At 67.1% G+C, this 12,775-nt stretch carries 11 protein-coding genes; 5 read left to right on the forward strand and 6 right to left on the reverse strand.

Features of this window, described 5'->3' with window-relative positions; genetic code table 11:
- The 3 genes from ACFTZB_RS34600 to ACFTZB_RS34610 all read right to left on the reverse strand — a co-directional run.
- On the reverse strand, positions 1-899 hold an 899-nt coding region (locus ACFTZB_RS34600; protein WP_378438682.1), incomplete at its 3' end, for a hypothetical protein.
- Positions 900-901: 2 nt separating this feature from the next.
- A complete protein-coding gene (locus ACFTZB_RS34605; protein ID WP_378438684.1) occupies positions 902-2,104 on the reverse strand; it encodes an aromatic ring-hydroxylating dioxygenase subunit alpha in 1,203 nt (400 codons plus the stop codon).
- A 52-nt stretch (positions 2,105-2,156) separates the two neighbouring features.
- Positions 2,157-3,686 carry a class I adenylate-forming enzyme family protein gene (locus ACFTZB_RS34610; RefSeq protein WP_378438686.1) on the reverse strand — a complete coding sequence of 510 codons (1,530 nt, stop codon included), beginning with the start codon at positions 3,684-3,686 and terminating at the stop codon, positions 2,157-2,159.
- Positions 3,687-3,775: 89 nt separating this feature from the next.
- On the opposite strand from ACFTZB_RS34610, the gene ACFTZB_RS34615 reads away from it, so the two are divergent.
- A complete protein-coding gene (locus ACFTZB_RS34615) occupies positions 3,776-4,369 on the forward strand; it encodes a TetR family transcriptional regulator (RefSeq protein ID WP_378438688.1) in 594 nt (197 codons plus the stop codon).
- Positions 4,370-4,533: 164 nt separating this feature from the next.
- Here the strand turns inward: ACFTZB_RS34615 and ACFTZB_RS34620 are convergent, their stop codons facing one another.
- A complete protein-coding gene (locus ACFTZB_RS34620) occupies positions 4,534-5,436 on the reverse strand; it encodes a LysR substrate-binding domain-containing protein (RefSeq protein WP_378438690.1) in 903 nt (300 codons plus the stop codon).
- Positions 5,437-5,574: 138 nt separating this feature from the next.
- Between ACFTZB_RS34620 and ACFTZB_RS34625 the strand changes: the two genes are divergently transcribed.
- From ACFTZB_RS34625 to ACFTZB_RS34635, 3 genes are read left to right on the forward strand one after another with little or no spacing between them, the layout of a single operon-like run.
- The gene (locus ACFTZB_RS34625; RefSeq protein WP_378438693.1) at positions 5,575-6,939 is read left to right on the forward strand and encodes an MFS transporter; all 1,365 of its coding nucleotides are present in this window, start codon (positions 5,575-5,577) and stop codon (positions 6,937-6,939) included.
- The gene (locus ACFTZB_RS34630; protein ID WP_378438695.1) at positions 6,936-8,651 is read left to right on the forward strand and encodes an acyl-CoA dehydrogenase family protein; all 1,716 of its coding nucleotides are present in this window, start codon (positions 6,936-6,938) and stop codon (positions 8,649-8,651) included. Before ACFTZB_RS34625 ends, ACFTZB_RS34630 begins: the two co-directional genes overlap by 4 nt.
- A complete protein-coding gene (locus tag ACFTZB_RS34635) occupies positions 8,648-9,829 on the forward strand; it encodes a CaiB/BaiF CoA transferase family protein (protein WP_378438697.1) in 1,182 nt (393 codons plus the stop codon). The genes ACFTZB_RS34630 and ACFTZB_RS34635 overlap by 4 nt, the downstream gene beginning before the upstream one ends.
- A 43-nt stretch (positions 9,830-9,872) precedes the next feature.
- On the opposite strand, the gene ACFTZB_RS34640 is transcribed toward ACFTZB_RS34635, so the two are convergent.
- Together ACFTZB_RS34640 and ACFTZB_RS34645 are read right to left on the reverse strand one after the other, a co-directional pair.
- Positions 9,873-10,700: an IclR family transcriptional regulator gene (locus ACFTZB_RS34640; RefSeq protein ID WP_378438699.1), complete on the reverse strand. Its 828-nt coding sequence runs from the start codon at positions 10,698-10,700 to the stop codon at positions 9,873-9,875.
- Between the two features lie 33 nt (positions 10,701-10,733).
- Complete coding sequence (locus ACFTZB_RS34645; protein WP_378438701.1) at positions 10,734-11,234, reverse strand: flavin reductase family protein; 501 nt, start codon at positions 11,232-11,234, stop codon at positions 10,734-10,736.
- Positions 11,235-11,594: 360 nt separating this feature from the next.
- Between ACFTZB_RS34645 and ACFTZB_RS34650 the strand changes: the two genes are divergently transcribed.
- Positions 11,595-12,737 carry a mandelate racemase/muconate lactonizing enzyme family protein gene (locus ACFTZB_RS34650; protein WP_378438703.1) on the forward strand — a complete coding sequence of 381 codons (1,143 nt, stop codon included), beginning with the start codon at positions 11,595-11,597 and terminating at the stop codon, positions 12,735-12,737.
- Positions 12,738-12,775: the final 38 nt, after the last annotated feature.

Genomic DNA, 12,775 nt, shown 5'->3' on the forward strand with positions numbered 1-12,775 from the left:
CACGTGAACAGGGCGTCGCTCCGGTCGTGCTGGAATGCGGCGGACCTGAGGACGTCGAGTGTGGTGGCATCGGTTGCGTCGACGCTGGTTTCGATGGAGAGGGCGCCGCATGCCCAGAGGTGCTCGATCGCGGTCCGGACGACGCCCACCGACCGGTCCCGGGTGTCGGCGGCCGCGTCGAGGCGGAGTAGGCCGGTACGGTGCGGTTCATCGGTCAGGCCGAGTCGGACGTGGCCTGCGACGGCTCCGTCGGCGTCGGTGACGCACAACCGCCTCGTGTCGGTGGCGTCGGCCTCCTCGAAGTGCTGCCACACGGACGGCGCACCGGCGTCGGGGCCGGCGTCCGCCGTCGCCACGAAAGGCGGCCGCGGGAGTCGCGCCATGCGAGACGCGGCATAGTCGGCGCGGGACGGCAGGAGGAGTCGGTCGCGTCTGCCCCCGAATTGTGCGCCGAATCGCCGTGCCAGCCGTCCGGACGCCGGATGTGAGCCGTAGGAGCATCCCACGAACGTCGCGCCGTCCACGGCGACGAACGGTGCCGGCAGACCCGACAGGTCGGCACCGAGCGTCTCGAACACGACGGTGGCGACTCCCATCGACCGGTACCGCGGATCGACGACGATGTCGACGGCCCACAGCGACGATCCCAGTTCCCGCGCGGTGATCACCGCGGCGAGCACGGGCTCGCTCGGCGCCGCGGCGGTCCACCGGTGCAGCAGGGTGCGGACCTCGGCGGTGAGGTAGTGAGCCGAGGAGCGCGAAAAGGACTGTTCCGGTGCGGAGAAACCCATCTCCGCGTCGGCGTCACGCGCCGCCTCGAACAGGTGCGTGGTGTCGCGGGCCGGGGGGCCGTCGTAGCATCGGAGCGAGATCAGCTCGGCCTCGGCGGTGGTGGGCACGCTCACGCCTCCGGTGCCGTCTCGACCAGACGCCGCACTTCCCGCCGGAACAGATGGCTGGCCAACTCGTTCCGGCCGAGCAGCATCGTGCCTGCGTCCATGCTCGACAACACTCGCTGCGAACCGTCGAGGATCGGGAAGTCCTCGTCGTGGAGGATCGAGATGAGGATGTCCCAGTTTTTCTTCCACCGTTTCTCCCAGTGTTCCTCGGCCAGCCCGCTGTCCTCGACCGTCGGGGCCATCACCCGCATCTGCATGATGGACTCGTTCGGATCCGCCCCCACCGGACGGAACGTGAGCAGCTCGATGTGGGTCGCGTGTTTGAGCAGCATGGTGTTCGGTGCGAGGAAGCAACTCTCGATGGTGTGGTTCACCATCGACGGATCCCACGTCACGTCCTGGCCGATGAACTGGTCGATGCTCTTGCGGCTGGTCAGGAACCAGAAGTGCCGACCGTAGTCCTCCATGGCAACGGCGTTGGTGTGCAGCATCTTCCCTGCCGTGTTGGGATGCGCATACTTCACGTGGTAGTTGTCGAGGAACCCGTCCTGCATGATCTTCCAGTTGGTGGGGCGACGATAGGTGTGCGGATCGATGCTCACGAGGCGGTCGATGCCGAATCCGGCGAGGATCTCGTCCATCTCGGGACCGAGCCAGGCCGCGACGTCGATTTCTCGTCGGGCGTTGTCGATGATCCAGACGAAGCCGTGACGCTCCTCGACGGGAAGCTCGACGAGACCGAATCGGGACCGGTCGAATTCGCCGAACGTGTTGTCGAGGGTCACGTTGCGCAGCCGGCCGTCGGGATCGTACGACCACCGGTGGTACGGGCACGAGAAGATTCGGCACTTGCCGGACTCCTCGGTCACCAGTTCGGCTCCGCGGTGCCGGCACGCGTTGACGAACGCCTTGACGCTGCCGTCCTTCTGCCGGATGACGATGGCCTTGTTCCTGGGAAGTTCGACGGAGATGAAATCGTTCTTGCCGGCGAGTTCGGTGCTGTGGGCGACGATGAACGGCACCTCACCGAAGATGCGGTCCCGTTCGAGTTCGGCCACCGCAGGATCGTGGTAGTCGGTCGACTGGAACGGTGCGATCTCGTCCCATTGGTCGGTGACGGAATCGCTGAGGTGGGTGAGTAGTTTGCGCAGTGCGCGGTCTCGCACTGTCTGCATGTCGTGCTGCATGTCGTGATCGATGCTCATGGTGAAGGGACTCCGATGTGGTCGAGGTGTCGCATGCGGGAGCGCGGTGTGTCTAGGATGCGGTTCGGCCGATGCGATCGTGATGTTCTGCAAGGTCTGCGTATTCGGCTCGCAGAATCCGTTTGTCGATCTTCATGCTGGAGGTTCGCGGCAACGGGTCGTCGCGGAACACGACATACCGGGGCACCTTGTAGTTCGAGAGTCGAGTGCGGCAGTGATCGACGATCTCGTGTGCGGGAACGGCGCCGGAGGTGCGGAGCAGAACGGCCGGTGTTTCACCGAATTCGTCGTCGACGACGCCGATGACCGCGGCCTCGAGGACAGCCGGGAGTTCGAGGACGGCGCGCTCGAGTTCTGCTGCGTAGATGTTCATCCCGCCCGAGATGATCACATCCTTGGTGCGGCCCACGACACGGATCGCGCCCTCGTCGTCCTTCACGCCGACATCGCCCGTGCGCAGCCATCCTCCCGAGAACGTCTGCTCGGTGAGTGCGTCGTCCTGCCAGTAGCCTCGGGCGATGCCCGGACCGGATATCCAGATCTCACCCGATGTGCCCGCAGGGCAGGGTGTGCCATCCGGATCCATGATGTCGACCCTCGTGAGGATGCCTCCGAAGCCGACCGATTCGGGTGTGCGAATGGACAGTTCGACGCTGGGGAACGTGACCATCGACAGCGACTCGGTGAGGCCGTAAGCCTGGCGCAGACCGACTCCCTTCGCCGACCAGGCCTCGATGAGGCCCAGAGTCACCGGGTTTCCGCCGATGAAGACCACCTTCAACGACGAGAGTTCGGTGGACTCGAACGACGGGAGCGCGGCCATCTGCTCGAAGAAGATGGTGGTGCCCGCCATCGTCGCCACGCGCTCGGAGGCGATGAGGGACATCGCGACGTGCGGATCCCATTTGGGCAACATGACGACGCTGCCGCCGAGGACGAGGGGCGCGAGGAATCCGTTGAGCAGGCCCGCGGCGAACGACATCGAGCTCACGTTCAGGGTGCGTGCGCCCATGAGTTCCGGCGCCTGCAGCGACCACTCGAAGAACGCGCCGAGCAACGACTCGTGGGTGTAGACGACTCCCTTCGGCAGGCCGGTCGAACCGGACGTGGGAATGATGCAGACGGGGTCAGCGGGATCGCTCCCGGGATCGGGAAGGGGCACGCCCGGATCGGTGGTGCACAGCATCCGGGAGTCCACGATCTGCGGCGGTTCGTCGATGCCCGCGCAGGCCGCTTCGGCGAACTCCCGGTTGAGCGCCGCGGCGACGACGACTCTCGGCGTCAGTTTCCGGTAGACCTCGTTGAGTTCGGTGGTCTTGTGCCGTTCGTTCAGCGGGCACAGGATGGCGCCGGCGCGGATCGCACCCAGCGCGGCGATCGCCCACTCCACCGAAAGGCCGCCGAGGACGCCGACACGGTCGCCGGGGCGCACGCCCGACGACACCAGTTGTGCAGCAGCCTGATCCATCGCGGCGGTCAGCTCGCGCCACGTCAACGAGAGGTCGTGACAGCGCAGGGCGGGGGCGTCGGGTTGGCGAACGGTCCAGGCCTGGACGGCGCGCAGGATGGTGGTGTCACGCATCGACGTGCTCCTTGTCATGGGTGTGGGGTCTCGGCACCGCGAGTGGACGGCCGTCGGGGGTACGATTCGCGCGGACCGGAGGAGGATCAGTGGGACGCAAGCCGGCGATCACGCGGAGCGCCGTGGTGTCTGCCGCGATCGAGATCATCGATCGCGACGGTATGGAAGGCTTCAGTCTGGAAAGAATCGCCACGGCGCTCAATGTTCGGGCGCCCTCTCTGTACAACCATTTCGCGGACAAGACCGAGATCCTGTCCGAGGTGGCGCGGGCCGTGGTTCTGGAGACTCCTCGGATTCCCGATCCCGCACCGGGACAGTGGCGGGAATGGCTGATCGCGGAGTCTCTCGAGTTCCGGAACTCGTTGCTCCGCCATCCGAACGTCGTTCCGGTGGTGTTCACCTGGTTTCCGGAGAAGCTGCTGCACACGCTCTACGCGCAGTATTCGACGCTGCTGGGCGAGCAGGGAGTTCCGCTGTCACGCCATCTGTTTCTGCTCGAAGCCACGCACCGGATGACGGTGGGATCTGCGATGTGCACTGCGACGGGCAGGCCCGCCCTCGTCGAGTTGCCGCCGAACGCCGCGGTGGAACGCTCCGCGGCAGCGACCGATGCGGACGAGGCGCTGTTCGTCGAAATGCTCAGAGCGTTCCTGGTCGGCGTCGACGTCGACGGTGGGAGCTGACCGGCGACCGACTCCGGTACGGGCCGGTCGATGGGCAGGCGATAGGCGGTGAAGACATCTCCGACCTCCTCGGGCTGGTGAATCGCATATTCGAGTGTGAGACGATGCTACATCCAGCGTGACTTGTCTCACTGCGAATAAACTATAGACGTTAGTAAATTCGGTCAAGCCCCCACGGAACGGATATTGCCGATCACATCGCGTAGTACGCGGATCACGGTCTGCATCGCAGGTGAGGGATTCGAGTCCTGCCAGGCCATGGCGATCGGGAGGGTGGGGGCGTCGCCGGCGAGGGGCAGGTATTCGACGCCGTCCATCGTGAGGTGCGCCGTCGAATCCACCACCACGGCAACTCCGACTCCGGCGCCGACCATTGCGAGCAGGCTGTACGGGTCGGGTGCCTCGTGCGCGACGACGGGGGCGAATCCTGCTGCCGCGCACAGCGCGATCGTGGCGTCGCGGACCACGGAGCCGTGTTCGGCGGGATAGATCACGAACCGCTCGCCCGCCAGTTCCCGGGGAGCGACCGCGCCCGCGTCGACGAGGCGGTGCCCGGCAGGGACCGCGACCATCAGCGCCTCCTCGAGCACCGTGTGCGTCGCGAAACCCCGCGGGACCGGCAGTCCGACGATGCCCATGTCCAGGGTGCCGCGCCCGAGAGCGTCCAGCACCTCGCCGGAGTACATCTGCGGGCGCAGGTCCAGTTCGATGCCGGGGTAGGCGTCGGCGAGGGAGCGGGCGAGGACCGACAGCACCGTGTAGCCGCCAGCGCCACCGAACCCGACGGTCACGCGGCCCGTCTCGCCGGCCGCTGCCGCCTGCGCGATGCCGCGGACGATCCCGATCTGCGCCTCGATTGCCCGGGCCGGACCCACCAGCGCCTCGCCCGCGGCCGTGAGGCGCACGGAGCGGGTTGTGCGGACGAACAGGTCGGTGCCCAGTTCCCGTTCGAGGGCCCGCACGGTCTGGCTGAGCGGCGACTGCGCGACATGGAGACGCTCGGCGGCCCTCCCGAAGTGCAGTTCCTCCGCGACCGCGAGAAAGGCGTGCAGGTGACGGAGTTCCATGACGCTCCTCGGGACTATGTGTCTGGATCACCTAAATAAGCTGAATTAAGTCTTGGACTGTACACGGAATCCCGACCATAGTGATGCACACCACCTCTACCTCGGTGTGACGCCCGAGTACCACAGTCAGGGAGAACCGTGAATCCGAATCCCGGCCGCGACGCGGCACCACCCGAATACAGCACCCGGCAGGCCCGCAAAGCAGGTGTCACCGCTTTCGTCGGCACCACCATCGAGTGGTTCGACTTCTACATCTACGGCACCGCCTCCGCGCTGGTGCTGGGCCGGTTGTTCTTCCCCGACGCCTCGCCCGCGGTGGGTACCCTCGCCGCGTTCGCGACGTTCGCGATCGGTTTCGTGGCCCGCCCGCTCGGCGGGATCGTGTTCGGTCACTTCGGCGACAAGTTCGGACGCAAGAACGCCGTCATCATCACGCTGATCCTGATGGGGATCGGAACGGTCGGCGTCGGCTGCCTCCCCACCTACTCGCAGATCGGGATCTGGGCGCCGATCCTGCTCGTCGCGCTCCGGGTGGTCCAGGGCATCGCCATGGGCGGTGAGTGGGGTGGCGCGGTCCTCATCGCCACCGAATTCGCGCCGCCGAACAAGAAGGTGCTCTACGGCGCGTTTGCGCAGCAGGGATCACCCGTCGGCAACCTGCTCGCCACCCTGGCCTTTCTCGCGCTGACCTTGTTGTCGGACAGCGTGTTCGAATCGTGGGGCTGGCGGCTGCCGTTCCTCGCGTCCGCCGCCCTCATCGTCGTCGCGTTGTACATCCGGTTGCGCATCTCGGAGACCCCGGAGATGAAGAAGGCCGTCGTCGCGCAGGAACGCACCCGGATGCCGCTCGTCGAGGTTCTGCGCTCGCACCCCGTCGAACTCGTCCTCGGCGTCGGCGCGGTGGTCGCGGGTGTCGCCATCACCTACGTCAAGACGACATTCGCACTCGCGTGGGCCACCGCCGACCTCGGATTCGACCGCGGCGACTTCCTCCTCGTGATCACGATCGCGCTCGTCGCGCAGGTGCTCGTGCAGCCGTTCGGCGCCGTGCTGGCCACGAAGATCGATCCGTCGCGGGCGGTGCGCTGGATGCTGCTGCCCGAACTGATCCTGCTGCCCCTGATGTTCCTGCTCGTTCAGACCGGGTCGGTGCCACTCGCGATGCTCGGCATGGTGCTGGCCACGGCCCCGCACGCGATGTACTACGCCGCGCTCGCCGGCATCCTCGCCCAGGTCTTCCCGACCAACGTCCGGTACACCGGAATCTCGTTGTCGTATCAGTTGTCCACGGCGATCTTCGCCGGAACCGCCCCGATGCTCTGCCAGTTCCTGCTCACCCGTACCGACTCGATCTGGCCGGTGGTTGCCCTCGGACTCGGCTACGTCGTGCTGTCGCTCGCCTGCATGACGCTGCTGCTCCGCAGAGGCGAAGCCCGGCGGAGCCCGGACACAGAGCCCCTTCCCGCCCACACCTCGACCCGGAAAGATGCTGCCCACTCATGAATTTCGCACACACCGACCCCGCCCTGCGCATCGTCGTCGACCGGTGGACCGCGCCGTCGGACCGCGGCAAGCTGAACGCCCTGCTCGACCGTCTGGGCGCCGACGCCGACAACCGGCTCGACGCCCTCGCCGCCACCGCCGACAAGAATCCGCCGGTGCTGCAGCAGTTCGACCGGGACGGCGAACGCATCGACCGGATCTCGTACCACCCGGCGTACCAGGAGTTGTGCCGCGCCGCCTACAGCGAATACGGACTGTCCGCACTGTCGCACCGCGGCGGCCTGCACGGCTGGGACGCGGTCCCGCCGCACCTGGTGAAATACCTCGCGTCGTACGTCTTCGTGCAGGCCGAGTTCGGGCTGGCGTGCCCCGTGTCGATGACGGACGCCGCCGCCCGCACGCTGCGCATGTTCGGTGAGCCGGACGTGTTCGGGCCGTGGATCGACGCGCTGACGTCGACGGATCCCGAGGGTTCGATGACCGGCGCGATGTTCATGACCGAACCGCAGGCAGGCACGGATATCGCCCGCACCGAGACCCGGGCGGAACGCGACGGCGACGCGTGGCGGCTGACCGGGAAGAAGTGGTTCGCGTCGAATCCCGACGCCGACGTCATCGTCACGCTCGCCCGCTTCCCCGGGGGCGACGCCGAATCGACCCGCGGCGTCGGAATGTTCATGGTCCCCAAGGTTCTCGCGAACGGCGAGCGCAACAGCTACACGATCGACCGGCTGAAGGACAAGCTCGGTACCCGCTCGATGCCCAGCGGTGAGGTGTCGCTGACCGGTGCGTACGCCCTCCAGGTGGGTGAACTCGACCGCGGCTTCCGGCAGATGGCCGAGATGGTGAATACGTCGCGGCTGTCGAACGCGATGCGGTCGAGTGCCCTGATGCGGCGGGCCGTACGCGACGCCGTCGACCACACCCGGGAGCGGGTCGTGTTCGGCAAGACCCTGTTCGACCAGCCGCTGATGCGCGCCACCCTGCTACCCCTCGCGCTCGACGCCGAGGCGGCGCTCGCGCTGGTGGCGTACAGCGCCCAGTGCCTGCAGTCGGCCGACGCCGGCGACGACTCCGCGCGGGCCCTGATCCGGGTGCTCACCCCGCTCGCCAAGCACTACATCTGCAAACGGGCGCGCGTGGTCACCGGCGAGGCCATGGAGATCCGCGGCGGCAACGGCTACATCGAGGAATGGGCACACGCCCGCCTGGTCCGCGACGCCCACCTGGGGTCGATCTGGGAGGGGTCGAGCAACGTCATCGCCCTGGACGTGTTGCGGTGCATGCGCAAGTTCGCTGCGCATCGTCAGCTGGCGGACACGATGCGGGGCATCCTCGACGGACTCGGACCGGACTGCGGTCCCGGCGCCGAGATTCTCCGCCGGCGGTGGGACGACCTCGTCGCGGAGGGCGATCTGCTGGTCGCCGGGGACGAGGACACCGCGCAGGCCGGTTGCGCACGCTACGCGAACGCGCTGGCCCGTGCGGCGATGGCCACCCTGCTGTTCGACCTCGCCGATTTCGCGGTCGGCACGGGCAGCGGCTACCGGTCGCTGCTCGTCGCGAACGCCTATCTCGCCGGCGAGTCCGGAGACGTTTCCGAGGCCGCCCTCCGCCACCTCGCGGCCGTCGTCGACGGCACCGCCGTCGCCGAGGACGTCGCGCACGCCGCTGCACCCCGAACCGACTCTGCGACAGGAGTTCTCCTGTGAACACCACCCACAACGGACCGACACCCCTCGCGGGGGTGCGGGTGCTGGACCTCTCCAAGATCCTCGCCGGACCGTACGCCACCATGTCGCTCGCGGACCTCGGCGCCGACGTCACCAAGGTCGAGCACCCCGAGGGCGGCGACCCGACACGGTCGTGGGGGCCACCGTTCGTCGGCGTCGACGCCACGTACTACCTCGCGATCAACAGGGGCAAGAAATCGGTGACCGTCGACCTCAAATCCGAAGAGGGACAGGACCTCATCCACCGCATCCTCGAGGAGACCGACGTCGTCGTCGAGAACTTCAAACCCGGCAGCGGACTGCAGCGGATCTTCGACTACCGGACGCTGTCCGAGCGGTACCCGCACCTGGTCGTACTGCACATCTCCGCGTTCGGGGAGGACGGTCCGTTGCGGGACGAACCCGGCTACGACATGATCGCGCAGGCCGCCGGCGGCCTCATGTCGCTGACCGGTGAGCCGGGCGGGGCGCCGATGAAGGCCGGATTCGCGATGGGCGATCTGGGGGCGGCGCTGTTCGGTTTGATCGGCGTGCTCGCCGCCCTCGTCGAGCGGTCGCGGACCGGCCGCGGGCAGTACGTGACGACGTCGCTGTTCGAATGCCAGCTCGCGCTGCACGTGAACTGGGCGACGAACTATTTCGCGACCGGGGAGCGTCCCGGCGCGCTGGGCTCCGGTCATCCGAATCTCGCTCCCTACCAGGCGTTCCCCGCGAGCGACGGATACTTCGTCGTCGCCGTCGGCAACGACACGCAATGGGCGAGCCTGTGCTCGGCGATCGCGAGGGACGACCTCACGGTCGATCCGCGATTCGCGCGTAACCGGGACCGCGTCGCGAATCGCGGCGATCTCGAGCGGGAACTGTCGACGGCGTTCGCGTCGGGCACCGTCGAGCACTGGTGCGACACACTCACCGCGCATGCCGTTCCCGTGTCACCGATCCGGCACCTCGACGAGATCTACGCCGACCCGCACACCGCGGCCCTCGGCATGATCGGCACGGTCGACCACCCGACGATCGGCAGCCTCCGGCAGATCGCGTTCCCGGTCAGCTTCGCGGGCGAACGCCCGCACCTGACGTCCGCGCCGCCGGTACTCGGCGCCGACACGGACGCAGTATTGGGGGCCCACCGGCCGAAGTCGGTGGTCGGCGGATAGACCCGGCTGCCCCGGGCGCGCTACGCTCCCGTTCCGTGCGGATCTATTCCGAATCCCGCCAGAGCGCATCGGCGAGGCGCTCGACGAGCCGCTGCATCTGTTGCAGGCCTTCGGGAATGCGGTCGGGGCCGAACCGGTACCGGGGACCGTTGAGGGACACGATCGCCACCAGGTTCCCGGACGAATCCCTGACGGGACGAGAGAGGGAGATCAACTCTTCCTCGAGCTCGTTGTCGATGAGAGCGAAGCCGTTGTCGCGGATGCGATCGAGTTCGGCCAGCAGGGCCGCGCGGTCGGTGATTGTCTGCGCGGTGTATGCCTCGAGTTTTTCGGGCAGGCGGCCGAGGACCTTCTTGATCGGCCACTCGGCCAGGAGGACCTTGCCGCTGGAGCTGGCGTGGAGGGGATACTGCTTGCCGATCATGTGCGGGGACATCCGGGATGTCGTGCCCACGACGTGTGAGCCGGCGGCCTCGGCGATGAGGTCGAGCTCGTCCTTTGCATTCGGCACCGACAAGGTCACCGTTTCGTCGAACGTGTCGGCCAGCTCCTGCAGCAACGGCCGAGCGCGGGCTGCCAGACCGGCATAGGGGTCGGCGTGCCGGCCGAGTCGGGACATTTCCGAGCCGAGGATGTAGTTGTTGTCGATGCGATCCACCAGGCCGGTCCGCTCGAGGCTGTGGAGCAGACGAAATGCGGTGGGGCGGGAGATCCCGACGGCTTTGGCGAGGGTGCTCACCGTCGCGCCGGTCTTTGGCCGGGATGCAAGCTCGCGCAGAAGACGGACAGCCTTGGTCACCGACTTGTTGGCAATCTCCGCCGGCTCGCCGGGATTCACTGCGATCACTGTGGCCGTCCTCGGCTCGTTCATTGCGCCCCCGATGCTTTCGGTTCCAGTGGTGGGTCAGGCGGCGGTGAGTTGCCGGATTCCGCCGAGTCGGCCTTGGTGGAAGACGAGGGGTTCGCCGTGTCCGGTGTCCATGTGCAGGACGCGGGCGATGACGATGGTGTGGTCGCCGCCGTCGAGTTCGTGGGTGATTTCGCAGTCGATGTAGGCGTGGGCTCCGGTGATGCGGGGTGATCCGGTCTGGGAGGGGGTCCAGTCGATGTCGGCGAATTTGTCGGGTTGTTTGCTGGAGAGGGCGCGGCAGATCGGTTCCTGGCCGGCGGCGAGGATGCTGGCGCAGAGTTGTCCGGCGGCGCGGACCTTGGGCCAGCTGGTGGAGGTGTGGGCGACGCTGAAGCTGACCAGGGGTGGGTCGAGGGACAGTGATTGGAAGGTGCCGACGACGAGGCCGCAGGGGTGGTCGGTGTCGGGGGTGATGCCGGAGAGGGCGACGACGCCGGTGGGCAGGTGTCCCATGACGGTGCGGTAGTGGGCCTGGTCGATGGTGGAGGTAAGCATGGTGGCTCCTCTTCGGGTCGCGGCGCGGGTGCCGGTGTCGGGTACTGAACTCCATACGTTCAATTTATGAACGTTATGTTCAAACTGGTGTAAGTATTGCGTCCTGGGTCACACCCTGTCAAGCGTTTCGGGGTCGCCGGTCGGGCAAGAGTTTCTCGGTGCAGATGATGTGACGCGGTGTTGTTCAGCAAGGTATTCCGTGCGCAGATCGAATCGGGGGTGGGCGGAACTGCGACGGCGAGGTGTGGCGCCGTGCCGTATTGACCGCCACTGAGGGCCATGTCACAATTTCAATCACAGTGTTCAGAATATGAACATCAGTGGCCCGGTGGAACCTCGGCCCGGAACACACGAGAACAGATGAACGAAGGAGAACAGGTGAAGATCGCGCAGATCGAACTCTTCCAGGTGGACTTGCCGTACTCGGGCGGTGTCTACCTGCTCTCGGGCGACCGTTCGTACACCTCGTTCGACGCCTCCATCGTCCGCATCACCACCGATGACGGCCACCAGGGTTGGGGCGAGAGCACACCGTTCGGCTCCACCTACATCGCCTCCCATGCTCTCGGCACCCGCGCCGGGATCACGGAGATCGCACCCCACCTCCTCGGCCGGGACCCACGTCAGGTCGACCGGATCAACGACGCGATGGACGAGGCACTCGTCGGTCACAACCACGCCAAGACCGCGCTCGACGTCGCGTGCTGGGACGTCTTCGGCAAGTCCGTCGGACTTCCGGTCGCCGAACTCCTCGGCGGTTCGACCGGTGTTCCGATGTCGATGATCTCCTCGATCTACGCCGGCGAACCGGAGGACATGCGCCGCCGCGTCGCCGATCACCGTGCCAAGGGATACCGCGGCCACTCCATCAAGATCGGCGCACTCGACAGCGAGGGCGGGCCCGCGCTCGATGCGGAGCGGATCGCCGCATCCCTGGCCGACAAGCAGCCCGGTGAGTTCTTCCTGGTCGACGCGAACGGTGGACTGTTGCCGGAGACCGCGCTGCGGATGCTCCGGATGCTGCCGCCCGGTCTGGACTTCGTGCTCGAGGCCCCCTGCGCCACGTGGCGGGAGACTATCTCGCTCCGCCAGCGCTGCCTGTACCCGATCATCGTCGACGAGCTCGCGCAGCAGGACGACGACATCGCGTTCGCCTCGGCGCACGACGTCGCCGACGGCATCGGACTGAAGATCTCCAAGGCCGGCGGTCTGACCCGCGGCCGTCGTCACCGCGACGTCGCGCGCGCGGCGGGGATGACGGTCAGCGTGCAGGACACGGTCGGCTCGTCCATCGCGTTCGCGGCGATCGTGCAACTCGGCGCCACCGTCCCGCCGCGCACGCTGCGCTGCGTCCTCAACTGCGAGGACATGGTGACGCTGCCGACCGCGAGGTTCGACGTGCTGACCGAGGACGGCGGCATCCTGCCGCCGAACACCCCCGGACTCGGGATCGAGGTCGACGAGGCGGTGCTCGGCGATCCGGTGGCCGTGTGGAGCGACTGAGGTAACACCGAAAAGCCGCGTCGGGGTGAGTCTTGCGA

Source organism: Rhodococcus sp. NPDC057014, assembly GCF_042673295.1.
Taxonomy (GTDB): domain Bacteria; phylum Actinomycetota; class Actinomycetes; order Mycobacteriales; family Mycobacteriaceae; genus Rhodococcus_F.

Excerpts from the sequence above, each read along its gene's own strand:
- ACFTZB_RS34620 (WP_378438690.1), bottom strand. The coding sequence starts at position 5,436 with ATGGAACTCCGTCACCTGCACGCCTTTCTCGCGGTCGCGGAGGAACTG.
- ACFTZB_RS34645 (WP_378438701.1), bottom strand. The coding sequence starts at position 11,234 with ATGCTTACCTCCACCATCGACCAGGCCCACTACCGCACCGTCATGGGA.
- ACFTZB_RS34640 (WP_378438699.1), bottom strand. The coding sequence starts at position 10,700 with ATGAACGAGCCGAGGACGGCCACAGTGATCGCAGTGAATCCCGGCGAG.
- ACFTZB_RS34610 (WP_378438686.1), bottom strand. The coding sequence starts at position 3,686 with ATGCGTGACACCACCATCCTGCGCGCCGTCCAGGCCTGGACCGTTCGC.
- ACFTZB_RS34630 (WP_378438695.1), top strand. The coding sequence starts at position 6,936 with ATGAATTTCGCACACACCGACCCCGCCCTGCGCATCGTCGTCGACCGG.
- ACFTZB_RS34650 (WP_378438703.1), top strand. The coding sequence starts at position 11,595 with ATGAACGAAGGAGAACAGGTGAAGATCGCGCAGATCGAACTCTTCCAG.
- ACFTZB_RS34605 (WP_378438684.1), bottom strand. The coding sequence starts at position 2,104 with ATGAGCATCGATCACGACATGCAGCACGACATGCAGACAGTGCGAGAC.